Below are 24,164 nucleotides of genomic sequence, written 5' to 3'. Positions count from 1 at the left end.
GACTGGTACAACTACCACCGACCCCACACCGGAATCAGCGGCCACACCCCAGCCAGCCGCGTCACCAACGTGTCAGAACAGCACACCTAGGGCGCACGCAAAGCGGGCCCGCCCCGGAGATCCGGGGACGGGCCCGCTTCACATCAAGAAACGCGATCAGGCGTCCTTGGACTCCTCGGCGGCCTCGGCCGGCTTGGCGTCCTCGACGACCTCGGCGGCCGGAGCGGCAGCCTCGGCGTCCTTGGCGGCACGCTTGGTGGCGGCCTCGGCCTCACCGGTGGCCTGCTGCGCGACCGTCAGGGCCTCGACCAGCTCGATGACAGCCATGGGCGCGTTGTCGCCACGACGGTTACCGATCTTGGTGATACGGGTGTAACCACCCGGACGGTTCTCGTAGCGCGGGGCGATCTCGGTGAAGAGCGTGTGGACGACGCTCTTGTCCGTGATGACCGTGAGCACCTGACGGCGGTTGTGAAGGTCGCCCTTCTTCGCCTTGGTGACCAGACGCTCCGCGTACGGGCGCAGACGACGGGCCTTGGCCTCGGTCGTCGTGATCTTGCCGTGCTCGAAGAGGCTCTTCGCGAGGTTCGCGAGGAGGAGCTTCTCGTGCGCGGCGCTGCCGCCCAGACGGGCACCCTTGGCGGGCTTCGGCATGATTTCTCCTAGGTGTCTGCCCCGGCCGTATCAGGTACCGGAGTCAGTGTCCGAGCAGGCGGCCGCCTGTCGGAGATCCGGGGGACGCGAGCGTCCCCCGGAAAGCGGGACCGATCAGTACTGCTCGGTCTCCACGAAGCCCGCGTCCGCGTCGTCGTCGGCGCCGAAGGCGTCGGCGGCAGCGGTCGGGTCGAACCCGGGGGGCGAGTCCTTGAGCGCGAGGCCCATGCCGGCGAGCTTGGCCTTGACCTCGTCGATCGACTTCGCACCGAAGTTGCGGATGTCGAGCAGGTCCGCCTCGGAGCGGGCGACGAGCTCACCCACGGAGTGGATGCCCTCGCGCTTGAGGCAGTTGTACGACCGAACGGTGAGCTCGAGCTCCTCGATCGGCAGCGCCAGATCGGCGGCCAGGGCGGCGTCCGTGGGGGACGGGCCCATGTCGATGCCCTCGGCGTCGATGTTCAGCTCGCGGGCGAGACCGAACAGCTCGACCAGGGTCTTACCGGCGGACGCCATGGCGTCACGCGGGCGCATGGCCTGCTTCGTCTCGACGTCGACGATCAGCTTGTCGAAGTCGGTGCGCTGCTCGACACGCGTGGCCTCGACCTTGTACGTGACCTTGAGAACCGGCGAGTAGATCGAGTCGACCGGGATGCGCCCGATCTCCTGACCGACCTGCTTGTTCTGCACGGCGGAGACGTAGCCGCGACCGCGCTCGACGGTCAGCTCCATCTCCAGCTTGCCCTTGCCGTTCAGCGTGGCGAGGACGAGGTCGGGGTTGTGCACCTCGACACCGGCCGGGGGCGCGATGTCGGCGGCGGTGACCAGACCCGGGCCCTGCTTGCGCAGGTACATCACGACCGGCTCGTCGTGCTCCGAGGAGACGACCAGCTGCTTGATGTTGAGGATCAGGTCGGTGACGTCCTCCTTGACGCCCGGCACGGTGGTGAACTCGTGCAGGACACCGTCGATGCGGATGCTGGTGACAGCAGCGCCGGGGATCGACGAGAGGAGCGTGCGGCGGAGGGAGTTGCCGAGGGTGTAGCCGAAGCCCGGCTCCAGCGGCTCGATCACGAACCGGGAGCGGAACTCGTCGACGACCTCTTCGGTCAGCGAGGGACGCTGAGCAATCAGCATTCTGCGAATCCTTCAGTCATGGGCACCCACTATTTGATGCCCTTGCCACCGGGCGGTAGCCCGATATGTACTGCAGTTACAAGGGTACGGGCGGCACGGCCCGAAGGAGCCGTACCGCCCGGAAACCTCAGACCAAGCGGCCTGCGCTGCTGACCGAGGTCAGACGCGGCGACGCTTGGGCGGACGGCAGCCGTTGTGCGGCGTGGGCGTCACGTCCTGGATCGAACCGACCTCGAGGCCCGTGGCCTGGAGGGAGCGGATCGCGGTCTCACGGCCGGAGCCGGGACCCTTGACGAACACGTCGACCTTGCGCATGCCGTGCTCCTGCGCGCGACGCGCGGCCGACTCGGCGGCCATCTGCGCGGCGAACGGGGTCGACTTACGCGAACCCTTGAAGCCGACGTGGCCGGCGGAGGCCCACGAGATCACGTTGCCGGTCGGGTCCGTGATGGACACGATCGTGTTGTTGAACGTGCTCTTGATGTGAGCGTGCCCGTGAGCGACGTTCTTCTTTTCCTTGCGGCGCACCTTCTTGGCAGCGCCCTGACGACCCTTGGGGGGCATCTAAATCTCCTACGGGAGGTGGTCGGTCCTACAGCGAAGACCGCTTGGTCAAGCGTCCGCTGAGGACTACTTCTTGCCCGGCTTCTTCTTACCGGCGATGGCGCGACGCGGACCCTTGCGGGTGCGGGCGTTCGTGCTGGTGCGCTGACCGCGGACCGGCAGACCACGACGGTGGCGCAGACCCTGGTAGCAGCCGATCTCGACCTTGCGGCGGATGTCGGCCTGGATCTCGCGACGGAGGTCACCCTCGGTCTGGTAGTTCTGGTCCACGTACTCGCGGATCTTGACGAGGTCTTCCTCGCTCAGGTCGCGAACACGGATGTTGCGGTCCACACCGGTGGCGTCCAGCGTCTGCTGGGCGCGCGTACGCCCGATGCCGAACACGTAGGTGAGGGCAACCTCGACGCGCTTTTCGCGCGGGAGGTCAACACCTTCAAGGCGTGCCATTCAAGGCTCCTGTTGATACTCGGAGGTCTGCAGCAGAACCAGTCCCAGCCGCCGTCCTCTTTGAGCTCAAAGATTTGGTACGAGCTGGGTCCTCGGCCTCCGACCGAGGGTGTCGCCACGACGAGACGTGCTCGTCGCCGGCGGGCCCTGCATATTTACTCAATGTGCTGCGTCGCGCGAAATCTACGAACGAACTGCAGTGAATGGGTCTGCGTCAGCCCTGGCGCTGCTTGTGGCGCGGGTTCTCGCAGATCACCATGACCCGGCCGTGACGGCGGATCACCCTGCACTTGTCGCAGATCTTCTTGACGCTCGGCTTGACCTTCATGGGTGAGGTTCTCCGGGTCAGTTGCCGGCGGCCCGCAGAGTGCGGGACTCGGGCAAGATCTACTTGTACCGGTAGACGATCCGGCCACGCGTCAGGTCGTACGGAGACAGCTCCACCACGACCCGGTCGTCAGGGAGGATGCGGATGTAGTGCATGCGCATCTTGCCGCTGATGTGTGCCAGAACCTGGTGGCCGTTCTGGAGCTCGACCTTGAACATGGCGTTCGGCAGAGACTCGACGACAGTGCCCTCGATCTCGATGGCACCTTGCTTCTTGGCCACGCTTCGCCCTTCGAATCGACTACCTTGATCGACTTCCGTGTCCTGCACTGTCCGACGTGCGGACATGCGCATACACGAGAGCCGACGAGTCAGTCTACGTCAGTACCCCCGGAAAGACGAATCCAGGAATTCTGCCCTACCACAGAGATCACTAAGCCTCCGGCTACGGGGCTACGCCAGCGGATCCGGCGCCGCCGTCACGCCCATCTCCGCCAGCTTCGCCTTGCCGCCGTCCGGGGACGTCAGGACCAGGGGGCCCTCTTCGGTCAGGGCGATCGAGTGCTCCCAGTGCGAGGACCAGGTGCCGTCCGTCGTGATGACCGTCCAGTCGACCAATCCCCGACGCCCCTCTCGCGGGCTCGGCGCCGGAGCGCCTCACAAGCTTCGAGCCGCTGCGCCGGCCTCCGACCGGCGATCACTCACGCCAGCGGATCCGGTGCCGCCGTGATGCCCATCTCCGCCAGCTTCGCCTTGCCGCCGTCCGGGGACGTCAGGACCAGGGGGCCCTCTTCGGTCAGGGCGATCGAGTGCTCCCAGTGCGAGGACCAGGTGCCGTCCGTCGTGATGACCGTCCAGTCGTCCTCGAGGACCTCGGTCTTCGGGGTGCCGAGCGAGACCATGGGCTCGATCGCCAGGCAGAAGCCGGGGACCAGCTTGGCTCCCTTGCCGCGCCGCCGCTCGACGTAGTTCAGCAGGTGCGGGTCCATGTGCATCTCGGTGCCGATGCCGTGGCCGCCGTAGTCCTCGACGATCCCGTACTTGCCGCCGCCCGGCTTCGGCTGGCGGCGGATGTACGTCTCGATGGCACGGGAGATGTCCACCAGCCGGTTGCCGGTCTTCATCGCGGCGATGCCGGCCCACATCGACTCCTCGGTCACCCGGGAGAGCTCGATCAGCTCCGGAGCGTGACCGGAGCCCACGAACGCGGTGTACGCGGCGTCCCCGTGCCAGCCGTCGACGATCGCGCCGCAGTCGATGGAGATGATGTCGCCGTCCTCCAGGACGACGCTCTCGCTCGGGATGCCGTGGACGACGACCTCGTTCTTCGAGGTGCAGATCGTCGCGGGGAAGCCCCCGTACCCGAGGAAGTTCGACTTCGCGCCGTGCTCCGCGATCACCTTGCGGGCGACCTCGTCGAGGTCCCGCGTCGTCGCGCCCGGCACGGCCGCCTCCCGGGTCGCGGCATGGATCGCCGCGACGACAAGCCCCGCCTCCCGCATCTTGCGAATCTGCTCGGGGGTCTTGATCTGCACCATGGGGGCCTGCGCTCTCCGTCATACCGGTAAAAGGAGTACCCACCAACACTAAGGCCGCGGCCCCCTCGAAAGGGAACCGCGGCCTGAGCGAAGCGATGTGTGCCGGACCGAACCGGTCAGCGACCGAGGGCCTCCATGGCCTTCGCCGTGACCTCGTCCACCTTGCCCAGCGCGGAGATCGTCTTCACGAGCCCCTGCGTCTGGTAGTAGCCGATGATCGGCTCGGTCTGCGTGTGGTAGACCTCGAGCCGCTTGCGCACGGTCTCTTCCTGGTCGTCGTCACGCTGGTACAGCTCGCCACCGCAGACGTCGCAGACGCCCTCGGTCTTGGGCTGCTTGTACTCGACGTGGAACACGTGCGCCGAGTCGTTGCGGCAGATGCGGCGGCCGGCGATGCGCTTGACCACCTCGTCCTCGGGGACCTCGAGGTCCAGAACCGCGTCCAGCTTCACGTCGTCGGCCTGCAGGGCGACGTCGAGCGCCTCGGCCTGCGAGACGTTGCGCGGGAAGCCGTCGAGCAGGAAGCCGTTGACGGCGTCCGGCTGCTCCATGCGGTCCTTGGCCATCCCGATGGTGACCTCGTCCGGGACGAGCTGGCCGGCGTCCATGTAGGACTTGGCCTTCTTGCCCAGCTCCGTGCCCTGGCTGATGTTGGCACGGAAGAGGTCGCCCGTGGAGATGTGCGGGATCGACAGGTTCTTGGCAAGGAACGCGGCCTGCGTTCCCTTGCCGGCACCAGGCGGCCCGACGAGGACGATTCGCATCAGCGGAGGAACCCTTCGTAATTGCGCTGCTGGAGCTGGCTCTCGATCTGCTTCACCGTTTCCAGACCAACACCCACGATGATCAGGATGCTGGTGCCGCCGAACGGGAAGTTCTGGTTTGCCCCGAAACCAACCAACGCCATCGTCGGTACAAGAGCGATCAGACCCAAGTACAGCGAGCCCGGCCAGGTGATCCGGTTGAGCACGTACGAGAGATACTCAGCGGTCGGTCGGCCAGCCCGGATGCCCGGGATGAAGCCACCATACTTCTTCATGTTGTCCGCGACTTCCTCGGGGTTGAACGAGATCGCCACGTAGAAGAAGGCGAAGAAAACGATCAACAGGAAGTACGTAGCGATGTAGATCGGGTGATTTCCCTTGGTCAGGTGGTCGTCGATCCATACCTTCCACGACGAGTCACCGCCCGCGAACTGCGCGACGAGCGCCGGAATGTAGAGCAGCGACGACGCGAAGATGACAGGGATCACACCCGCCTGGTTCACCTTCAACGGGATGTAAGTGGACGTACCGCCGTAGGAACGTCGGCCGATCATGCGCTTCGCGTACTGCACCGGAATGCGACGCTGGGCCTGCTCGACGAAGACCACCAGGCCGACCATGACCAGGCCGACGAGGATGACGGTGCTGAACTCGATCCAGCCGTCGGCCAGGGAGCCCTGCTGCTTGATGGCCCACAGCGCGGACGGGAAGGTGGCGGCGATCGAGATGAACATCAGGATCGACATGCCGTTGCCGATGCCGCGGTCGGTGATGAGCTCGCCGAGCCACATCATCACGCAGGTACCGGCGGTCATCGTGATGACCATCGTGATGGTGATGAAGATCGACTGGTCGGGCACGATCTGGCTGGCCACGGGACAGCCCTGGAAGAGCGCGCCGGTGCGGGCCGTGGCGACGAGGCCGGTGCCCTGGAGAATGGCGAGCGCCACCGTCAGATAACGGGTGTACTGGGTGATCTTGGCCGTACCCGCCTGGCCCTCCTTCTTGAGGGCCTCCAAGCGCGGGATCACGACAGTGAGCAGCTGCAGAATGATGCTCGCGGTGATGTACGGCATGATGCCCAGCGCGAAGACCGTGATCTGCAGCAGGGCGCCGCCGCTGAACATGTTGACCAGACCGAACAGGCCGGTGCTGGAATTGGCCACGTCCATACACGTCTGGACGTTCGAGTAATCCACACCGGGGATGGGGATGTGCGCCCCGAGCCGGTAGATCACGACGATGCCCAGCGTGAAGAGCAGCTTCTTGCGCAGGTCGGGCGTCTTGAACGCCCGGGCGAACGCGGTGAGCACGGTGCCTCCTGCGACCCCCGCGCGCGTGCGTCAGAGGTGACGGTCTTGAGGATTCGACGAATACGTAACGGCCGAGGGCCGGGATTGGTGCCGGGGGCACACAACAACCCGGAAATCAGCAGCGGTGGCCACCTTACCGGCGTACCTGCCCCCCTAGGAACGACCAACCGGGGATACCCCTTTTGTGGGGTATCCCCGGTCGGGATCGTTCATGTCATCGAGACGGTGTCTGGGTTCAGACGAGCTCGGTGACCGTGCCGCCGGCGGCGGCGATCTTCTCCTTGGCGGAGCCGGAGACGGCGTCGACCGTCACCTGCAGCGCCACGGTGATCTCGCCCTGGCCGAGGACCTTGACGAGGCTGTTCTTACGGACAGCACCCTTCTCCACCAGACCCTCGACGGTGACTTCGCCACCCTCGGGGTACAGCGAGGCGAGCTTGTCCAGGTTCACGACCTGGAACTCGACCTTGAAGGGGTTCCGGAAGCCCTTGAGCTTCGGAAGACGCATGTGGAGGGGCATCTGGCCACCCTCGAAGCGCTCCGGAACCTGGTAACGGGCCTTCGTACCCTTGGTACCGCGACCTGCCGTCTTACCCTTCGACGCCTCACCACGACCGACACGGGTCTTGGCGGTCTTGGCACCGGGGGCCGGACGGAGGTTGTGGATCTTGAGCGGGTTGTTCTCCGCCATGATCAGACCTCCTCAACCGTCACGAGGTGGCGGACGGTGTGCACCATGCCGCGGAACTCGGGGCGGTCCTCCTTGACGACCTGCGTGTTGATGCCCTTGAGACCAAGGGAGCGCAGGGTGTCACGGTGGTTCTGCTTGCTGCCGATGTACGACTTCGTCTGCGTGATCTTGAGCTGAGCCATTACGCAGCACCAGCCCCGGCACGCGCACGCAGCAGAGCCGCGGGAGCGACGTCCTCGAGGGGCAGACCACGGCGAGCCGCGATCTCCTCGGGACGCTGCAGGCCCTTGAGGGCCTCCACGGTCGCGTGCACGATGTTGATCGCGTTCGACGAACCGAGCGACTTCGACAGGATGTCGTGAACGCCGGCGCACTCGAGCACGGCACGCACCGGGCCACCGGCGATAACGCCGGTACCGGGGGACGCCGGCTTGAGCAGGACGACGCCCGCCGCCTTCTCACCCGTGATCGGGTGCGGGATGGTGCCCTGGATACGGGGGACCTTGAAGAAGTGCTTCTTGGCCTCCTCAACACCCTTGGCGATGGCGGCCGGCACCTCCTTGGCCTTGCCGTAACCGACACCCACGGTGCCGTCACCGTCGCCCACTACGACGAGCGCAGTGAAGCTGAAGCGACGACCACCCTTCACAACCTTGGCGACGCGGTTGATCGCGACAACGCGCTCAACGTACGCGGTCTTCTCGGCGGCAGCGTTGCCACCGTCGCGACCCTTCCGGTCCCGCCGCTCGCCGCCACCGGCACCGCCACCGCGGCGCTGGGGTCCAGCCATTGGAATTACCTCTCTCTGTTTCCGCTAGCTACGGAACCGGCTCAGAACTTCAGGCCGGCTTCGCGGGCGGCGTCCGCCAGGGCGGCGATGCGCCCGGCGTACTGGTTACCACCACGGTCGAACACGACGGCCTCGACACCGGCAGCCTTGGCGCGCTCGGCGACCAGGGCTCCGACCGACTTGGCCTGCGTGGACTTGTCGCCCTCGCCGCCACGGATCGAAGCGTCCAGGGTCGACGCCGACGCGAGGGTGTGACCCTTAACGTCGTCGATGACCTGGGCCACGATGTTGCGGTTCGAGCGCGTCACGACCAGGCGCGGACGCTCAGCCGTACCCGAGATGTGCTTACGGATACGGATGTGACGCCGCTTGATGGCAGCACGCTTGTAAGCGTCGCCCTTAGCAATCTTCTGACCGTATGCCATGGCTTACTTACCCGCCTTTCCGACCTTGCGGCGGATGACTTCGCCTTCGTACTTGACGCCCTTGGCCTTGTACGGGTCGGGCTTGCGCAGCTTGCGGATGTTGGCCGCAACCTCGCCGACCTTCTGCTTGTCGATGCCCTCGACCGAGAACTTGGTCGGCGACTCGACCTTGAAGGAGATGCCCTCGGGCGCCTCGATCAGGATCGTGTGGCTGTAGCCGAGCGAGAACTCCAGGTTGGAGCCCTTCGCCAGGACGCGGTAACCGACACCGCTGATCTCGAGCTTCTTCACGTAACCCTGGGTCACGCCGGTGATCATGTTCGCCACCAGCGTGCGGGACAGGCCGTGCAGGGCCTTGTTCTGACGCTCGTCGTTCGGGCGGGTGACGTTCAGAACGCCGTCCTCACCCTTGGCGATCTCGATCGGCGCCACGACGGTGTGGGTCAGGGTGCCCTTGGCGCCCTTGACCGTGACCGCCTGGCCGTCGATGGTGACGTCCACGCCGGCGGGAACCGTGATGGGGAGCTTGCCAATACGCGACATAGCTGTTCCTGTTCCCTTCCGCTACCAGACGTAGGCGAGGACTTCCCCACCCACGCCCTTCTTGCCTGCCTGCTGGCCGGTCAGGAGACCGTGCGACGTGGAGATGATCGCCACGCCCAGGCCGCCGAGGACCTTCGGCAGGTTGGTGGACTTCGCGTAAACGCGCAGACCCGGCTTGGAGATGCGCTTGATGCCGGCGATCGAACGCTCACGGTTCGGGCCGAACTTCAGCTCGAGGACGAGGTTCTTGCCGACCTCGGCGTCCTCGACCTTCCAGCCGGTGATGAAACCCTCCTGCTGGAGGATCTCGGCGATGTGCGACTTGATCTTGCTGTGCGGCATAGCCACGGTGTCGTGGTACGCCGAGTTCGCGTTACGCAGACGCGTCAGCATGTCCGCGATCGGATCAGTCATGGTCATGAATTGGCCTTCGGCCTCTCTCGCCGGGGTTTCCTGTATGCGCCATCCCTCTCCCCACACAGGGGCGGGACGGGTGCGGCGCGGGGACCTACGGCGTAGTAAGTCGGTCAGGGCGACAGAGCCCAACCCCACAAGCCTAAGCCATGTGGAGCCGGTGCTCTGCCGACCTTCTGCTTACCGAGAGATCCGGATAATCCCAACTAGGGGATTACCAGGAGCTCTTGGTCACGCCCGGCAGCTCGCCACGGTGAGCCATCTCACGAAGGCACACGCGGCACAGGCCGAACTTGCGGTACACGGAGTGCGGGCGGCCACAACGCTGGCAGCGGGTGTAGCCACGCACACCGAACTTGGGCTTACGAGCAGCCTTGGCAATAAGAGCCTTCTTCGCCATCTCGCTTACGCCTCCTTGAACGGGAAGCCGAGGTGACGAAGGAGCGCACGGCCCTCAGCGTCGTTGGTCGCCGTGGTGACCACGGTGATGTCCATACCCCGGACGCGGTCGATCTTGTCCTGGTCGATCTCGTGGAACATGACCTGCTCGGTGAGACCGAAGGTGTAGTTGCCACGGCCGTCGAACTGCTTGGGGGACAGACCACGGAAGTCGCGGATGCGCGGAAGCGCGAGCGACAGGGTGCGGTCCAGGAACTCCCACATGCGGTCGCCACGAAGCGTGACGTGGGCGCCGATCGGCTGGCCCTCGCGCAGCTTGAACTGCGCGATGGACTTGCGGGCCTTGGTGATGGCCGGCTTCTGACCCGTGATGGTGGTCAGGTCGCGGACGGCACCGTCCATGAGCTTCGAGTCACGCGCAGCGTCACCCACACCCATGTTGACCACGATCTTGACCAGACCGGGAATCTGCATGACGTTCTCGAACGAGAACTCCTCCTGCAGCTTGCCCTTGATCTCGTCGCGGTACTTCTGCTTCAGACGCGGGTTGGTGGTGGTCGTCATCAGATGTCCTCACCCGTCCGCTTGGCAACGCGGATCTTGTTGCCTTCGTCGTCGAAGCGGTAACCGACGCGCGTGACGACCTTGTTGCCGTCCTTCTCAACGACCAGCTGGACGTTGGAGACGTGGACAGGCGCCTCGGTCGTGACGATGCCACCGGCCTGCGAGCCAGAGGCCGTGGGGCCGGCCTTGGTGTGCTTCTTGACCCGGTTGACACCCTCGACCAGGACGCGCTCGTCGCGCGGGTAAGCGGCAATGACCTTGCCCTGCTTGCCCTTGTCCTTACCGGTGATGACCTGGACCAGGTCGCCCTTCTTGATCTTCATGCTTACAGCACCTCCGGCGCGAGCGAGATGATCTTCATGAACTTCTTCTCGCGCAGCTCACGGCCCACCGGGCCGAAGATACGGGTGCCACGAGGGTCGCCGTCGTTCTTGAGAATGACAGCGGCGTTCTCGTCGAAGCGGATGTACGAGCCGTCCGGACGGCGGCGCTCCTTGACGGTGCGAACGATGACGGCCTTGATGACGTCACCCTTCTTCACGTTGCCGCCGGGGATCGCGTCCTTGACGGTGGCGACGATGACGTCACCGATGCCCGCGTAGCGGCGACCCGAGCCACCGAGAACACGGATGCAAAGGATCTCCTTGGCACCAGTGTTGTCGGCGACGCGAAGTCGCGACTCCTGCTGGATCACGTCTATCTCCTGATCGTCTGCCGGTTCCCGGTGGGGGGGTCCCGGAGGAATCCCCCACCGAGCCTGGCGGAACTGTCCTGCGGGGTTGCCCGCAGGAATTACTTACTGTCCTGGTGGAAGACCCGCGCCCCGAAAGAAACCGACGGGGCGAGGGGCAGCGGGAGCGAGTGCTCCCGCTTGATTACTTCGCCTTCTCCAGGATCTCGACGACGCGCCAGCGCTTCGTCGCGGACAGCGGCCGGGTCTCCATGAGGAGGACACGGTCGCCGACACCCGCGGCGTTCTGCTCGTCGTGCGCCTTGAGCTTGTTCGTACGGCGGATGACCTTGCCGTACAGGGCGTGCTTGACGCGGTCCTCGACGGCGACGACGACGGTCTTGTCCATCTTGTCGCTGACGACAAGACCCTCACGGGTCTTGCGGAAGCCGCGGGCGGCGGTCTCTTCAGTCACAGTCTTCTCGCTCATCAGGCGTTCTCCACCGTCTCGATGCCCAGCTCGCGCTCACGCATGAGGGTGTAGATCCGCGCGATGTCCTTGCGGACGGCCTTGAGCCGGCCGTGGTTCTCGAGCTGACCGGTCGCCGCCTGGAAGCGGAGGTTGAACAGCTCTTCCTTGGCCTCGCGGAGCTTGTTGAGAAGCTCCTCGTTGCCCAGCTCGCGCAGCTCGGACGCCTTGGTCCCGGCCGACATCACGCCTCACCTGCTTCGCGCTTAACGATCTTGCACTTCATCGGCAGCTTGTGGGCCGCACGAGTCAGAGCTTCACGCGCGATCTTCTCGTTGGGGTACGACAGCTCGAACATGACGCGTCCGGGCTTGACGTTGGCGATCCACCACTCCGGCGAACCCTTACCGGAACCCATGCGGGTCTCGGCAGGCTTCTTGGTGAGGGGACGGTCCGGGTAAATGTTGATCCAGACCTTGCCGCCACGCTTGATGTGACGCGTCATGGCGATACGAGCGGCCTCGATCTGACGGTTCGTCACGTAGGCCGGGGTGAGCGCCTGGATGCCGTACTCGCCGAACGCAACCTGCGTGCCACCCTTGGACATACCGCTGCGCTTCGGGTGGTGCTGCTTGCGGTGCTTGACCCTACGGGGGATCAGCATTTCGGTCAGGCCTCCGTTCCGGTGCTCTCGGCAGCCGGAGCGGCAGCGGCGGGAGCGTCGGCCTTGGGGGCCTCGGCAGCCGGCGCGGACTGCTGCTGCGGCTTACGACCGCGACCGCCACGCTCGCCACCGCGGCCACCACGGCCGGCCGGGCGGTCGTTGCCACCACGGGCCGGGCGGTTGCCGGCACGGGCAGCGGCGTTCTCGGCGCGGACCTCGGCGATGTTCTTGACATCGCCCTTGTAGATCCAGACCTTCACGCCGATGCGGCCGAAGGTCGTCTTGGCCTCGAAGAAGCCGTAGTCCACGTTGGCGCGGAGCGTGTGCAGGGGCACGCGGCCCTCGCGGTAGAACTCCGAACGGGACATCTCGGCACCGCCGAGACGACCGCCACACTGGATCTTGATGCCCTTGGCGCCGGCCTTCATCGACGACTGCATGCTCTTACGCATGGCGCGACGGAAGGAGACGCGGGAGGACAGCTGCTCCGCCACGGCCTGGGCCACGAGCTGAGCGTCGACCTCGGGGTTCTTGACCTCGAGGATGTTCAGCTGGACCTGCTTGCCCGTGAGCTTCTCGAGGTCACCGCGGATGCGGTCGGCCTCGGCGCCACGGCGGCCGATGACGATGCCGGGACGAGCGGTGTGGATGTCCACACGCACGCGGTCACGGGTGCGCTCGATCTCAACCTTCGAGATGCCGGCGCGCTCCATGCCGGACGTCATCATCCGACGGATGGCGACGTCTTCCTTGACGTAGTCCTTGTACAGCTTGTCGGCGTACCAACGCGACTTGAAGTCGGTCGTGACACCGAGCCGGAACCCGTGCGGGTTTACCTTCTGGCCCATTACCGGGTTCCTTCCTTGCTGCTGACGACCACGGTGATGTGGCTGGTCCGCTTACGGATCCGGTAGGCACGGCCCTGGGCACGCGGACGGAACCGCTTCAGGGTCGGGCCCTCATCCACGTACGCCTCGCTGATGACCAGCGAAGAGGCGTCGGTGTGGTCGTAGTTGTGCGCGGCGTTGGCAATGGCGCTGTCCAGCACCTTGCCGACCGGCACGCTCGCGGCCTGCGGGGCGAAACGCAGGACCGCCTGAGCCTCCGTGGCGTCCATGCCACGGATGAGGTCCACCACGCGGCGGGCCTTCATGGGCGTGACGCGGATGTACCGCGCCTGGGCCCTGGCTTCCATGGTTGTCCCTTCAATGTTCGTCATAGTCGTTCACACCCCGCTTAGCGGCGCTTCGACTTGCGGTCGTCCTTGACGTGGCCGCGGAAGGTGCGGGTCGGCGAAAACTCACCGAGCTTGTGGCCGACCATCGACTCGGTGACGAACACCGGGATGTGGGTCTTGCCGTTGTGCACCGCGATCGTGTGCCCCAGCATGCTGGGGATGATCATCGAGCGCCGGGACCAGGTCTTGATGACGTTCTTGGTGCCTGCTTCGTTCTGGACGTCCACCTTCTTCACAAGGTGGTCGTCGACGAAGGGCCCCTTCTTGAGACTGCGCGGCATCTAAACCCGCTCCTAGCGCTTCTTGTTCGACTTGCGGCGGCGGACGATGTACTTGTTGCTCGCCTTGTTGCGATCACGAGTACGACCCTCCTTCTTGCCCCACGGCGAGACCGGGTGACGACCACCGGAGGTCTTGCCTTCACCACCACCGTGCGGGTGGTCGACCGGGTTCATCACGACACCACGCACGGTCGGGCGGACGCCCTTCCAGCGCATGCGGCCGGCCTTGCCCCAGTTGATGTTCGACTGCTCGGCGTTGCCGACCTCGCCGACGGTGGCGCGGCAGCGCACGTCGACCAGGCGGATCTCACCGGAGGGCATGCGGAGGTGGGCCATCGAGCCCTCCTTCGCGAGCAGCTGCACGGAGGCACCCGCGGAGCGGGCGAACTTGGCGCCACCACCGGGACGGAGCTCGATCGCGTGGATCGTGGTACCGACCGGGATGTTGCGGAGCGCCAGGTTGTTGCCGGGCTTGATGTCGGCCGCCGGGCCGTTCTCGACCACGGCACCCTGGGCGAGCCCACGGGGGGCCAGGATGTAGCGCTTCTCGCCGTCCGCGTAGTGCAGAAGAGCGATACGCGCGGTGCGGTTGGGGTCGTACTCGATGTGAGCGACCTTCGCCGGCACGCCGTCCTTGTCGTGACGACGGAAGTCGATCACGCGGTAGGCGCGCTTGTGGCCACCACCCTGGTGGCGGACCGTCACGCGACCGGAGTTGTTACGGCCGCCCTTGCTGTGCAGGGGGCGGACCAGCGACTTCTCCGGCGTGGACCGCGTGACCTCGACGAAGTCGGCGACGCTGGAGCCACGACGGCCCGGCGTAGTCGGCTTGTACTTGCGGATTCCCATTTCTCAGTCCTCGTCCGATATTCGGACCAGGGCGCTCCGTTAGGAGGCCTGGCCGAAGATGTCGATACGGTCGCCCTCAGCGAGGGTCACGATCGCGCGCTTGCTGTCAGCACGCTTGCCGAAGCCCGTCTTGGTGCGCTTGCGCTTGCCCTGACGGTTGATCGTGTTGACCCCGGAGACCTTGACCGAGAAGACCGCCTCGACGGCCTGCTTGATCTGGGTCTTGTTGGCACGCGGGTCGACGATGAACGTGTACTTGTTCTCGTCGAGCAGGGCGTACGACTTCTCCGAGACGACCGGACGAACGAGAATGTCACGGGGGTCCGTGAAGCTCTTGCTCAGCGGCGCGGGCTCGACAGCGATCTTGCCCTCGGTGGCGATGCGCTTCGCCTTGGCGACGCGCGCGGCCTTGGCGGCCTTGGCGGCCTTCGAGGCGATGCTCGGGTGACGCGTAGCCATCAGGCTTCGCTCCCTTCGGTGTCAGCGGCCTTGGGGCCAGACACGAAGGACTCGAAAGCGGCCTGGGTGAAGACCACGTCGTCCGAGACGAGAACGTCGTACGTGTTCAGCTGGCCCGGCTCCAGGATGTGGACCTGGGGCAGGTTGCGGGCGGAGAGCCACGCGGTCTCGTCGGCGCGCTCGGCGACCAGGAGCACGTGCTTGCGCTCCGAGATCTTGCCGAGCAGCGTCTTCGCGGCCTTCGTGGAGACCTCGCCCTCGACCACGCCGGAGACGACGTGGATGCGAGCGTTGCGGGCCCGGTCGGTGAGGGCGTGACGCAGCGCGGCAGCCTTCATCTTCTTCGGGGTCCGCTGCGAGTAGTCACGCGGCACGGGACCGTGCACGACGCCACCACCGGCGAACTGCGGGGCGCGGGTCGAGCCCTGACGGGCGCGGCCGGTGCCCTTCTGGCGGTACGGCTTCTTGCCGCCACCACGGACTTCGCCACGGGTCTTGGTCTTGTGCGTGCCCTGGCGGGCAGCGGCCAGCTGAGCGACGACGACCTGGTGGAGCAGCGGAACGCTGATCTTCTCTACGTCGAAGATCTCCGCGGGGAGCTCGACGGACCCGGCCTTGTCGCCAGCCGGCGAAAGGATGTCAACAGTGCTCATCGGTTACCTCAGGCCCCCTTGGCCGCGGTGCGGACCAGGACGAGGCCGCCGTTCGGACCGGGAACCGCGCCCTTGATGAGCAGCAGACCCTTCTCCGCGTCAACGGCGTGGACGGTCAGGTTCTGGGTGGTGACCCGCTCGTTGCCCATACGGCCCGCCATGCGGAGGCCCTTGAACACACGGCCGGGGGTGGCGCAGCCACCGATCGAGCCCGGCTTGCGGTGCACGCGGTGGGCACCGTGAGATGCCTTGCCACCGGCGAAGTTGTGACGCTTCATGACACCGGCGAAGCCCTTGCCCTTGCTCTTGCCGGTGACGTCGACCTTGACGCCGGCCTCGAAGGTCTCGGCGGTGATCTCCTGGCCGAGGGTGTACTCGCTGGCGTCAGCGGTACGGATCTCGACGAGGTGACGACGGGGGGTGACGTCGGCCTTGGCGAAGTGACCCTTGAGGGGCTTGTTCACCTTGCGCGGGTCGATCTCGCCGAAGGCGATCTGGACCGACTCGTAGCCGTCGACGTCGTTCGTACGGACCTGGGTCACGACGTTCGGGCCGGCCTTGACGACGGTGACCGGAACAACACGGTTGTTCTCGTCCCACACCTGCGTCATGCCGAGCTTCTCGCCCAGAATGCCCTTGATCTGCTTGGTCATCTAGATCAACCGCCCTTAGAGCTTGATCTCGATGTCGACACCGGCCGGGAGGTCGAGTCGCATCAGAGAGTCAACGGTCTTGGGGGTCGGGTCGAGGATGTCGATCAGGCGCTTGTGCGTGCGCATCTCGAAGTGCTCGCGAGAGTCCTTGTACTTGTGCGGCGACTTGATGACGCAGTACACGTTCTTCTCGGTAGGCAGCGGCACCGGGCCCGCGACCGACGCACCAGTACGCGTCACCGTCTCGACGATCTTCTTCGCCGAGGAGTCGATGACCTCGTGGTCGTAGGCCTTGAGCCGGATGCGGATCTTCTGTCCCGCCATGGCTACTTAGTAGTCCTTTGTCTCGAAACGCTCTGGCTCCTGGGGGCCTTGTTTCACACTTCCTCCGACCCACGCGGTCGGGCGTGTCGCGGTGTCGCTGACAGAAATATCCGTACGGACATCCCTGCTACAGGAACCGCGGCCCAGGGCCGCACGAGCTGGAAGGAAGAAACCCACCAGGCGCCTGGTGGAGCTCCGCGCTGAGCTTCCCGGAAGATTCCCGTACGTCCGCCCCAGCGCTGCCGCAGGCGGCAGATAAGGCGACGAGTACTGTGGGACTCGCTTCCGGTCCTCCCGGCGGGAGGCGCGCAGCATCGGCACTCAACCGAGCAACCCCGACAGTCTGCCATACGGGGCACCTCCGGGGCCAATCGAGCCGTAGAGAGTACCCGGTGTGTGACCGAGGTCAAACTGCCCCCGGCACGACGGCGCGCCCAGCGAGAACCGCCCCTCGGAATAAGTAGGACTTTCAGCACTTACCCGGCACTCCTGCGCCCGGGACCCTGGTGGTCGGAGTTGTCCACGGGGGGACTGCCAGGGAGGCCCGAGTGTTCGACCACGCCCAGGGGACGGGTGCCGTGGCCCGGAGCAAGGGTGAACGCCTGCGGGTGCCGGGGCTCCTGCTGGCCTCCGTCGCCGCGTTCTACGTCATCGCGCCGGTGCTCGACGCGGCCGCCGCGCCGCTCGTACGGGCCGATCTCGGGCTCGGCCCCGAGCACGAGGCCGTCGCGCGGGTGGTCGGGGTCTCCGTCACGCTGCTCACCCTGGTCGCGGCCGGGCGGGCCTGCGACGTCGCGGGCCGGCGCCGGGTGCTGCTCCGAGCGCTGGCCGTGCTGTCCGCGGCCTGCGCGCTGCTCGCGGTCTCCTTCAGCGGGTGGGTGTACGTGCCGGCCCGGATCGTCATGGCCGCCGCGCTCGCCGCCGTGTTCGTGGCCTGCCTCGCCTGTCTCGCCGGCGTCTACATGCCGGGGCGGGTGCGCCGGGTGACCGGGTGCTGGCTCGCGGCCATGTCCGCGGGGTTCGTCGTCGCCGTGAACGTCGCGCCGCGCCTCCTCTCGCTGGCCGGCTGGCGCCCGGCGATGGCGGCGCTCGCCGTCGCGGCCACCGGCGCGCTGCTCCTCGTACGGCATCGGCTGCCCGACGACGGGCGGCCCGAGGCGCGGGGGCCGCTCAACGACCCGGTGACGACCGGCTGTTGGGCCGTGGCCGGGGCGCTGGCGGCGGCCGGGCTGCAGCTCGCGCCGCTGTGGGGCTGGGCCGATCCGCGGGTGGGCGGGGTGCTGGGCGCGGCCGTGGTCGTGGGGGTGGGTGCCCGGCTGCGTGCCCTGACCCGCAACGGGCGCACCTCGCTGCCCGCGCGGCTCGGGGTCCCGGTGCTGGTCGCCGGGGTCACCCTGGGCTTCACCCAGACCGTGCTCGCGGTGGCCGTGCCGACGCTGATGATCGCCTCGGGCGGTTCGCCGGCGGCGGGCGCGCTCGCGCTCTCGCTGTTCGGGGCCGGCGGCGCCGCGGGCAGCCTGCTGGTCGTCCGGCGCCGCGCCCTCTCCCCCGTGGCCGGCTGCTCCCTGGGGCTGCCGCTCGCCGCGATCGGGCTCGCGCTGCTGCACACGCTGCTGAGCCACGGCGGGGCCTCGCTGCTCAGCGGCTGCGTCGTCGTCGCCGTGATCGGGTTCGGCATCATGCTGGCGCTGGCCCCGCGCATGGCGGGCTTCCTCACCGCGGTCCCGCACACCGACCTCGGCGGCACGATCGCGCTGCTGCCGGGCGCGATCCTGTTCGGCGCGGCCGCGGCGCAGACGATGCCGTACAGCGTGGGCGCCGCTCCCGCCGAGGCGGCGGACACCGCGGGTCAGATGCTCTGGATCGCCACGATCGTGGTCGCCGCGGCCTCGCTGCTGCTCGGCCGGCCCGTGGTCGCGCTCGTCGTGGCCTCGACGTCCGTCCTGCAGTACCTGGTGGCGAAGGCGCAGACCGACCAGTCCGTGGAGATGCTCGTCGCGCTCGGCGTGGGCGCGGCGGCCGGTGGCATCGCCTGGTCGCGGGGCCGGCTCACGGAGCGGCTCACCCGCTCCCAGGAGACGGCGGGCGCGCTGCTGCGCGCGGTGCTGCACCCGATCCCGGGCACCCTCGGCCGGCTGCGCCTCGCGGGCCTGTACGAACCGGCGACCGCCGACACCGGCATCGGCGGCGACTTCCTGGAGGCCCTGCACACCCCGTACGGCACCCGCGTGCTCATCGGCGACGTGCGCGGCAAGGGACTCCAGGCGGTGCAGACGGTGACGGACCTGCTGGGCTGTTTCCGCAGTCAGGCCTACGAGACCGAGGACCTCGGGGAGCTCGCGGCGCGGCTCGACCGGCAGGTGCTGCGGGCGGCCGAGGCGCGCGGGGACGAGGAGCTGTTCGCGACCGCGCTGCTGATCCAGCACGGGGCCGGGACACCGCACCTGGAAGTGATCAACTGCGGTCACCCTGGGCCGGTCGCCGTGGGCCGCTCGCGCGCCGAGGAGATCGAGGGACCCGTACACCTGCCGCTCGGCTTCGGCACGCTCGGCGCCGTCGACGCCCACCGGGTCTCGCTGGACGACACGACGACGCTGGTCGCCTACACGGACGGGCTGAGCGAGGCGCGGAACGCGAGCGGCGAGTTCTACCCGCTGATCGACCGGCTGGCCGACGGGGCGGACGGACCGCCCGACGCGCTGGTCGGGCGGCTCGCGGACGAGGTGCGGAACTGGACGCACCATCTGGGCGACGACATCGCGATCGTCGCCCTGACGCCGGCGGCCTGACCGCTTTTCTCCGGGGGCGGCCTAGTAGGGCTTCGCCAGGACGTGGGCGGCGCCCGGGACGCCGACCTTGAGGAGTTCGTCCTCCTCCGGAGTGGTCGGGGTGCCGGTCTCCTGGCGCAGCACCGCGCGGGACAGGGCCTGCACCCACAGGGCGCGCGGGCGGCGCCGGGCCTCCCAGGCGGTGAGCGCCTCGGGCACTCCGGGCTCGGCGTCCAGCGCCTCGGCGAGCACCAGCGCGTCCTCGACCGCCATGGCCGCGCCCTGCGCGAGGTGCGGGGTGGAGGCGTGCGCGGCGTCTCCGGCGAGGACGACGCGGCCCACGTGCCAGGGCTCCTCGACGGTCACCTGGGAGATCCGCGAGTACACGACCGCCGACGGGTCGGCGACGGCGGCGAGCGCGTCGGCGACCGGTCCGCCGAACATCCTGAGGCGCTCGGCGAGCTGCTCGTGGGCGCGCTCCGGGTCCGGCCGGAAGTCCTCCCGCTCGGCGAACACCGCGCCCAGGTACATGAGTTCGCCGGTGATCGGGGTGAGCAGCGCCTTCGCCTCCGGTCCGGCCGTGCCCATCACGACGCCGCGCACCTCGGGCGGGCGCGGCACGGTGACCCGCCAGTTGGCGAAGCCCGTGTACTCGGGGGTGTACGTGTCCCCGTAGAGCCGGGTGCGCAGCGGGGAGCCGATGCCGTCGAAGCCGACGACGAGGTCGTGGCGGGCCGTGCTGCCGTCGGAGAGGGTGACGTCGACACCGGTGCCGTCGTCCTTCAGCTCGGTGATGGTCGTGCCGAGCCGGAGGTGCGCCCCGGCGGCGCGGGCCGCGTCGGCGAGGATCCGGGCGAGGGCGGGGCGGGGGATGCCGTTGGCGGCGGGGGCGTCGGCCATGCGGGGCTGGGGTATCGCGGCGAGCGTGGTCCCGGCCGGGTCGGCGATGGTCAGGGTGTCCCACACGAAGCCGGCCGCGAGGCACGCGTCGAGGACGCCGATCTCGCGCATGACGTGCAGGGCGTTGGACGGCTGGATGATGCCGACGCCGAGCGCGTCGAGCTCCTCGCGCAGTTCCGCGACCTCGACGGTGTGGCCGCGGCGGGCAGGGCCGTGGCGAGGGTGAGGCCGCCGATGCCGCCGCCGTGGATCAGGACGCGGAGGGCGGTCGCTGGTGCGGGTGCTGCCGTCATGCCGGGTGACTCCTGGGGTCAAGTGCCGTGACGCGGACGGGGACTGACGGTCGGTCGGACCTCGCCGGTCTGTGACGCGGCATGTTAATCAGGCCCGCGGGGCGGTCTGCGGGCAACTCCCGCACGATCGGCACAGGTTCTCCACGCGGGGCCGCGTGATGGGATGGAGGCCCAGATCAAAGCGCTCCGTCAGACCGTCAGAGGGGAACATCGTCGTGAGTCAGCCGGCCGGTCCGGGCCCGCGTTTCGTGCCGCGCGCGTACATCAATCCGCGGTTCGATGAAGACCTGCGGTTCAACGAGGTGGGCGGCCCCGCGCGGTACGCGTCCCGCACCGAGCGGCCCGTGCGGTACGGCGCCGTGGCCGACGGGCAGGGCACGGTCACCGGGTACGTGTGGGCGAACGACGCGGACGACGCGGCGGGCTGGATCGTACGCCGGGACGCCGGAGAGAAGGCCGCCGGCGACGGGACCTGGGCGCTGCGACTGCGCGACTCCAAGGCCGCGGGCCGCACCCCGGACGAGGCCCTGCGCCGCCTGCTCGACGACGGCGCCACGCCCTCCGGGGCCCACGTGGTCGGCAGCTCGCTCGCCTGGGCGCCGCACCTCGACGCCCTGTACGCGCTGGCGGACGTCCCGCGCGGCCAGGTGCGGGACGCCGCCGCGGGCTCCCTGTACGGGCTCGCCCTCGGCGACGCGATGGGCCGCCCGCTCTCCACGCTCCCCTTGGACGGCATCCGGTCCACGTACGGCGAGTGGGCCGCGATGGAACTCCCTTGGTTCGAGGGCGAGTCGGGGGTGCCCGGCGATCCCCGGCAGGCCGCGGTGCCGCGGGCCCGGGTGTCGGACCAGACCCAACTGGCGCTCGCCGTCGCCGAGGCCCTCGCCGAGACCGCCGTCCGCCCGCCCCAGACAGAGGCCGAGGCCAGGCACAGCCTCACCACGCGCGGGGCGCTGCCCGCACCGCCGTGGGTGACGCCGCCCGCGATCACCACCGCGCTGCGCGACCGTCTGGTGCGCTGGCTCGCCTCCCCCGACAACGACCGCGATCCCGGCCGCAGCACCGTCGACGCCTGTACGGCGCTGCGCGACCCGGGAACGCCCTGGCAGGCGGCGGCCGCCCTGGAGTCGAAGGGCTGCGGGGCCGTGGTGCGGGCCGCGGCCGTCGGTCTCGCCCCGTATCTGAGCGGCGAGCAGCGCTCGGGCGTCGCGCAGGCGCAGGCCGCGCTCACGCACGGCCACCCGACCGCGCTCGCCGCGAGCGATCTGGCGGCGCATGCGGTGCACCTCCTGGCCCACGGCTGCGAACCGGGCGCCCTCCTGGACCGGCTGCGCGCCCACGCGGCCGCGTCCCGCCGGACGTACCGGGCTGACTGGCTCGGCGACCTGGCCGAGCGCGCGGGGGCGGACAGCCCGGCCGGGTACGCCGAGCGCGGGTGGGACGAGTGCCTCGTGGCGCTGGACGCGGTGGGCGCGGCACTGGCCCCGGCGGACCGGGACCGGGAGCCGGCGCGGGCCGTCGGCGGTGCCTGGACGGCCGACACCGTCCTCGCCGGCGCGCTCTACGCCTTCCTCGTCACCGACGCGCATCCCCGCCACGCGATCCGCCGCGCCGCGCACACGTCGGGGGCCTCGGCGGCGACGGCCGCGCTGGCCGGGGCCTTCGCGGGGGCGGGGCGCGGGGCGGACCGCTGGCCGCGGGAGTGGACGGAGGCCGTTGAGTACGGGGAGCGGGTGCGGGCGCTGAGCGGGGTCTGGGACCGTCGCTGAGGGGGGCCGGTCTCTCGTCGCCGGGCAACAGGCGGCCCAGCAGCCGCCCCCCGCCCCGGCCCACCACGGGATGGCCACACCGATGTCCGCAAGCCGTAACGATCCGCCCCGGCACGTACGGAACGACTGCCTCCCCGGGCACGATCCCCTCGCACCGCACACACCGACCACGGGGGTCCGACCATGCGCGCCGAAGCGAACCGAACGAGCAAGAAGACGAGCACGAAGCCGAGCAGGAACACGAGCAGGAAGACGAGCAGGAAGCTGTACGTCCTGGGGGTGGCCGCCGCCGCGGCACTGGCCCTGACGGCCTGCGGCCCGAGCGACTCGGAGGGATCGGCCGACGGTCCCACGAGCGCGTCCCCCACGACCGCGCAGTCGACACCGCCGTCGACCCCGGACTCCCCGTCGACACCGGCCTCGACGACGCCACCGTCCTCGCCCGACCCCACGATCTCGGGCGGCCCCGGGGACGCCGGGAACGGCGGCTGGGACCTCGCCGACCGCCAGACCCCGCCGACCGGTTCGGTCTGCGACCACGACGGCCAGGGCCCGTACGGCGCGATCGAGTCGGTCAGCGCGGGAGGCGAGAGCCCGACCATGCTCGGCCTCGTCCTCGGCTCGTACCAGTGCGACGGCGACGGCCCCACGTTCACGCCCAGCAGCGCGACCGGCGCCGCCACGGACGTACTGACCGACGACACGCACCTGAAGATCGTCGTCGGCGGGCAGCTCGCGCGGGACCTGGGCACCAAGACCCCGGACGCGAACACGTTCGTCAAGCACCTCATGGACCTGCAGGAGAAGAACGCCCTCGGCGGCCCGAAGGCCCCGCAGTTCTACTTCCGCACCGACGTGCCGTCGGACGACATCAACGCCATGCCGGACGACAACAGCCAGCTGATCTACCTGTTCCAGATCGTCGACGGCGACTGACCGCTCACCATCGGTGAGTATCTCGTGAAGATTCCATAGGAGATGTGCGCATTCGGCATATGCCATCCGTACTGACTTCGCGTCAATTGCGTTCTGCGATGGCGCGACTACAAATGCATGTGCGAGAGGGCGTGGACCCGATGATCCCCGAGATGAGCAGGACCGGCGCGGGCCTGGAGGCGTGGACGAGCGGATCGATCACGCAGGACGACGAACTGCACCCCTGTGCCGTGCTGCTGCGGTACGACGCCGACGACCCGTTCGTCGTGACGGTGACGGTGTCGCCCGACGCCGTCACGAGGTCGAGGGCGAGCTCCCGTTGGGAGATCTCCCGCGACCTGCTGACGGCGGGGTTAGGCGGCGCGGTCGGCATCGGAGCCGTATCGGTGCTGCCCGGGCGGGAGCCCGAGAAACCGGCCCATGTGACGATCCGCGTGCAGGAGAAGGGTGCCGCGACCCTGATCCGGCTCGGCCATGCGGCCCTCATGACGTACCTGGAGCGCAGCCACGCGCTCCAGCCCTTCGGCACCGAGCCGACCGAGATGGCCCTCGACCGGGAACTCGCCCGCATCCTGGGCGACGGCCCCGCATGACCGACCATGCATCACCGACCACGCATGACCGGCGACGTATGACCGGCGACGTATGACCGGCCGGCGATGACCGGCG

34 protein-coding genes and 2 pseudogenes are annotated in these 24,164 nt (G+C 68.3%); 4 read left to right on the top strand and 32 right to left on the bottom strand.

Translation table 11 applies throughout. The features are described from left to right. Window positions 1–156: 156 nt before the first annotated feature. The 31 genes and pseudogenes from rplQ to rpsJ all read right to left on the bottom strand — a co-directional run bounded on the left by rplQ (window position 157) and on the right by rpsJ (window position 16,829). Window positions 157–654 carry a 50S ribosomal protein L17 gene (gene rplQ / locus ACIBTU_RS35145; protein ID WP_399130739.1) on the bottom strand — a complete coding sequence of 166 codons (498 nt, stop codon included), beginning with the start codon at window positions 652–654 and terminating at the stop codon, window positions 157–159. Between the two features lie 114 nt (window positions 655–768). Then, window positions 769–1,791, bottom strand: a complete 1,023-nt coding sequence (locus tag ACIBTU_RS35140; protein ID WP_003966937.1) for a DNA-directed RNA polymerase subunit alpha — start codon at window positions 1,789–1,791, stop codon at window positions 769–771. 159 nt (window positions 1,792–1,950) lie between these two features. After that, entirely contained in the window at window positions 1,951–2,355 is a 405-nt protein-coding gene (gene rpsK, locus ACIBTU_RS35135) for a 30S ribosomal protein S11 (protein ID WP_003948617.1), read from the bottom strand. A 66-nt stretch (window positions 2,356–2,421) separates the two neighbouring features. Further along, the gene (gene rpsM, locus ACIBTU_RS35130; RefSeq protein ID WP_399130737.1) at window positions 2,422–2,802 is read right to left on the bottom strand and encodes a 30S ribosomal protein S13; all 381 of its coding nucleotides are present in this window, start codon (window positions 2,800–2,802) and stop codon (window positions 2,422–2,424) included. A gap of 214 nt (window positions 2,803–3,016) precedes the next feature. Further along, on the bottom strand, window positions 3,017–3,130 hold the full coding sequence (rpmJ, locus tag ACIBTU_RS35125; RefSeq protein ID WP_003998809.1) for a 50S ribosomal protein L36: 114 nt from the start codon (window positions 3,128–3,130) through the stop codon (window positions 3,017–3,019). Between the two features lie 59 nt (window positions 3,131–3,189). After that, window positions 3,190–3,411: a translation initiation factor IF-1 gene (infA, locus tag ACIBTU_RS35120; protein ID WP_003948620.1), complete on the bottom strand. Its 222-nt coding sequence runs from the start codon at window positions 3,409–3,411 to the stop codon at window positions 3,190–3,192. Between the two features lie 171 nt (window positions 3,412–3,582). Next, window positions 3,583–3,741: pseudogene (locus tag ACIBTU_RS35115) on the bottom strand (type I methionyl aminopeptidase); the annotation flags it as partial. A gap of 89 nt (window positions 3,742–3,830) precedes the next feature. Beyond that, entirely contained in the window at window positions 3,831–4,667 is an 837-nt protein-coding gene (map, locus tag ACIBTU_RS35110; RefSeq protein ID WP_399130736.1) for a type I methionyl aminopeptidase, read from the bottom strand. A gap of 116 nt (window positions 4,668–4,783) precedes the next feature. After that, on the bottom strand, window positions 4,784–5,431 hold the full coding sequence (locus ACIBTU_RS35105) for an adenylate kinase (RefSeq protein WP_399130735.1): 648 nt from the start codon (window positions 5,429–5,431) through the stop codon (window positions 4,784–4,786). After that, window positions 5,431–6,744 (bottom strand): preprotein translocase subunit SecY, encoded by a 1,314-nt coding sequence (gene secY, locus ACIBTU_RS35100; RefSeq protein ID WP_399130734.1) that lies wholly within the window; start codon window positions 6,742–6,744, stop codon window positions 5,431–5,433. Before secY ends, ACIBTU_RS35105 begins: the two co-directional genes overlap by 1 nt. 235 nt (window positions 6,745–6,979) lie before the next feature. Then, window positions 6,980–7,435: a 50S ribosomal protein L15 gene (gene rplO, locus ACIBTU_RS35095; protein ID WP_399130733.1), complete on the bottom strand. Its 456-nt coding sequence runs from the start codon at window positions 7,433–7,435 to the stop codon at window positions 6,980–6,982. A 2-nt stretch (window positions 7,436–7,437) separates the two neighbouring features. Further along, window positions 7,438–7,617, bottom strand: coding sequence for a 50S ribosomal protein L30 (rpmD, locus tag ACIBTU_RS35090; RefSeq protein WP_013001408.1), 180 nt, complete (start codon window positions 7,615–7,617; stop codon window positions 7,438–7,440). Further along, window positions 7,617–8,225: a 30S ribosomal protein S5 gene (rpsE, locus tag ACIBTU_RS35085; protein WP_161304255.1), complete on the bottom strand. Its 609-nt coding sequence runs from the start codon at window positions 8,223–8,225 to the stop codon at window positions 7,617–7,619. The genes rpmD and rpsE overlap by 1 nt, the downstream gene beginning before the upstream one ends. A gap of 41 nt (window positions 8,226–8,266) precedes the next feature. Beyond that, a complete protein-coding gene (gene rplR / locus ACIBTU_RS35080; protein WP_365570235.1) occupies window positions 8,267–8,650 on the bottom strand; it encodes a 50S ribosomal protein L18 in 384 nt (127 codons plus the stop codon). 3 nt (window positions 8,651–8,653) lie between these two features. Further along, a complete protein-coding gene (gene rplF, locus ACIBTU_RS35075) occupies window positions 8,654–9,193 on the bottom strand; it encodes a 50S ribosomal protein L6 (protein WP_399130732.1) in 540 nt (179 codons plus the stop codon). A gap of 21 nt (window positions 9,194–9,214) precedes the next feature. Then, the gene (gene rpsH / locus ACIBTU_RS35070) at window positions 9,215–9,613 is read right to left on the bottom strand and encodes a 30S ribosomal protein S8 (protein WP_018528360.1); all 399 of its coding nucleotides are present in this window, start codon (window positions 9,611–9,613) and stop codon (window positions 9,215–9,217) included. A 208-nt stretch (window positions 9,614–9,821) separates the two neighbouring features. Then, window positions 9,822–10,007, bottom strand: coding sequence for a type Z 30S ribosomal protein S14 (locus ACIBTU_RS35065; protein WP_003948630.1), 186 nt, complete (start codon window positions 10,005–10,007; stop codon window positions 9,822–9,824). Between the two features lie 5 nt (window positions 10,008–10,012). Then, window positions 10,013–10,570, bottom strand: coding sequence for a 50S ribosomal protein L5 (rplE, locus tag ACIBTU_RS35060; RefSeq protein ID WP_399130730.1), 558 nt, complete (start codon window positions 10,568–10,570; stop codon window positions 10,013–10,015). Further along, window positions 10,570–10,893, bottom strand: a complete 324-nt coding sequence (gene rplX / locus ACIBTU_RS35055) for a 50S ribosomal protein L24 (protein ID WP_016645174.1) — start codon at window positions 10,891–10,893, stop codon at window positions 10,570–10,572. The genes rplE and rplX overlap by 1 nt, the downstream gene beginning before the upstream one ends. Window positions 10,894–10,895: 2 nt before the next feature. Further along, a complete protein-coding gene (rplN, locus tag ACIBTU_RS35050) occupies window positions 10,896–11,264 on the bottom strand; it encodes a 50S ribosomal protein L14 (RefSeq protein ID WP_003992364.1) in 369 nt (122 codons plus the stop codon). A 181-nt stretch (window positions 11,265–11,445) separates the two neighbouring features. Next, window positions 11,446–11,730: a 30S ribosomal protein S17 gene (rpsQ, locus tag ACIBTU_RS35045; RefSeq protein ID WP_111663851.1), complete on the bottom strand. Its 285-nt coding sequence runs from the start codon at window positions 11,728–11,730 to the stop codon at window positions 11,446–11,448. Then, window positions 11,730–11,954 carry a 50S ribosomal protein L29 gene (gene rpmC / locus ACIBTU_RS35040; RefSeq protein ID WP_059079052.1) on the bottom strand — a complete coding sequence of 75 codons (225 nt, stop codon included), beginning with the start codon at window positions 11,952–11,954 and terminating at the stop codon, window positions 11,730–11,732. The genes rpsQ and rpmC overlap by 1 nt, the downstream gene beginning before the upstream one ends. Further along, on the bottom strand, window positions 11,954–12,373 hold the full coding sequence (rplP, locus tag ACIBTU_RS35035) for a 50S ribosomal protein L16 (protein WP_055553500.1): 420 nt from the start codon (window positions 12,371–12,373) through the stop codon (window positions 11,954–11,956). Before rplP ends, rpmC begins: the two co-directional genes overlap by 1 nt. 5 nt (window positions 12,374–12,378) lie before the next feature. Continuing rightward, on the bottom strand, window positions 12,379–13,221 hold the full coding sequence (gene rpsC, locus ACIBTU_RS35030; RefSeq protein ID WP_399130729.1) for a 30S ribosomal protein S3: 843 nt from the start codon (window positions 13,219–13,221) through the stop codon (window positions 12,379–12,381). Beyond that, a complete protein-coding gene (gene rplV, locus ACIBTU_RS35025; protein ID WP_004571827.1) occupies window positions 13,221–13,568 on the bottom strand; it encodes a 50S ribosomal protein L22 in 348 nt (115 codons plus the stop codon). Before rplV ends, rpsC begins: the two co-directional genes overlap by 1 nt. A 41-nt stretch (window positions 13,569–13,609) precedes the next feature. Next, a complete protein-coding gene (gene rpsS, locus ACIBTU_RS35020) occupies window positions 13,610–13,891 on the bottom strand; it encodes a 30S ribosomal protein S19 (protein WP_125514475.1) in 282 nt (93 codons plus the stop codon). Window positions 13,892–13,903: 12 nt separating this feature from the next. After that, window positions 13,904–14,740: a 50S ribosomal protein L2 gene (gene rplB / locus ACIBTU_RS35015; protein ID WP_161304259.1), complete on the bottom strand. Its 837-nt coding sequence runs from the start codon at window positions 14,738–14,740 to the stop codon at window positions 13,904–13,906. A 39-nt stretch (window positions 14,741–14,779) separates the two neighbouring features. Further along, window positions 14,780–15,199, bottom strand: coding sequence for a 50S ribosomal protein L23 (gene rplW, locus ACIBTU_RS35010; protein ID WP_399130728.1), 420 nt, complete (start codon window positions 15,197–15,199; stop codon window positions 14,780–14,782). Then, window positions 15,199–15,852 (bottom strand): 50S ribosomal protein L4, encoded by a 654-nt coding sequence (gene rplD, locus ACIBTU_RS35005; RefSeq protein WP_399130727.1) that lies wholly within the window; start codon window positions 15,850–15,852, stop codon window positions 15,199–15,201. The genes rplW and rplD overlap by 1 nt, the downstream gene beginning before the upstream one ends. An 8-nt stretch (window positions 15,853–15,860) precedes the next feature. Then, a complete protein-coding gene (gene rplC, locus ACIBTU_RS35000; protein WP_399130726.1) occupies window positions 15,861–16,505 on the bottom strand; it encodes a 50S ribosomal protein L3 in 645 nt (214 codons plus the stop codon). A 15-nt stretch (window positions 16,506–16,520) separates the two neighbouring features. Next, window positions 16,521–16,829, bottom strand: a complete 309-nt coding sequence (gene rpsJ, locus ACIBTU_RS34995; protein WP_003948644.1) for a 30S ribosomal protein S10 — start codon at window positions 16,827–16,829, stop codon at window positions 16,521–16,523. Between the two features lie 548 nt (window positions 16,830–17,377). On the opposite strand from rpsJ, the gene ACIBTU_RS34990 reads away from it, so the two are divergent. Beyond that, complete coding sequence (locus tag ACIBTU_RS34990; protein WP_399130725.1) at window positions 17,378–19,618, top strand: MFS transporter; 2,241 nt, start codon at window positions 17,378–17,380, stop codon at window positions 19,616–19,618. A gap of 21 nt (window positions 19,619–19,639) precedes the next feature. Here the strand turns inward: ACIBTU_RS34990 and ACIBTU_RS34985 are convergent. Next, window positions 19,640–20,790: pseudogene (locus tag ACIBTU_RS34985) on the bottom strand (FAD-dependent monooxygenase). Window positions 20,791–21,005: 215 nt separating this feature from the next. Here ACIBTU_RS34985 and ACIBTU_RS34980 point away from each other — a divergent pair. The 3 genes from ACIBTU_RS34980 to ACIBTU_RS34970 all read left to right on the top strand — a co-directional run bounded on the left by ACIBTU_RS34980 (window position 21,006) and on the right by ACIBTU_RS34970 (window position 24,088). Further along, window positions 21,006–22,559, top strand: coding sequence for an ADP-ribosylglycohydrolase family protein (locus ACIBTU_RS34980; protein ID WP_399130724.1), 1,554 nt, complete (start codon window positions 21,006–21,008; stop codon window positions 22,557–22,559). Between the two features lie 183 nt (window positions 22,560–22,742). Then, the gene (locus ACIBTU_RS34975) at window positions 22,743–23,495 is read left to right on the top strand and encodes a hypothetical protein (RefSeq protein WP_399130723.1); all 753 of its coding nucleotides are present in this window, start codon (window positions 22,743–22,745) and stop codon (window positions 23,493–23,495) included. Window positions 23,496–23,647: 152 nt separating this feature from the next. Next, window positions 23,648–24,088 (top strand): SsgA family sporulation/cell division regulator, encoded by a 441-nt coding sequence (locus tag ACIBTU_RS34970; RefSeq protein ID WP_399130722.1) that lies wholly within the window; start codon window positions 23,648–23,650, stop codon window positions 24,086–24,088. Window positions 24,089–24,164: the final 76 nt, after the last annotated feature.

Source organism: Streptomyces sp. NPDC050145 (assembly GCF_044460245.1).
Classification (GTDB): Bacteria; Actinomycetota; Actinomycetes; order Streptomycetales; family Streptomycetaceae; genus Streptomyces.
Note: the sequence above shows the minus strand (reverse complement) of the source record. Positions and strands in the feature narration are given on the sequence as shown.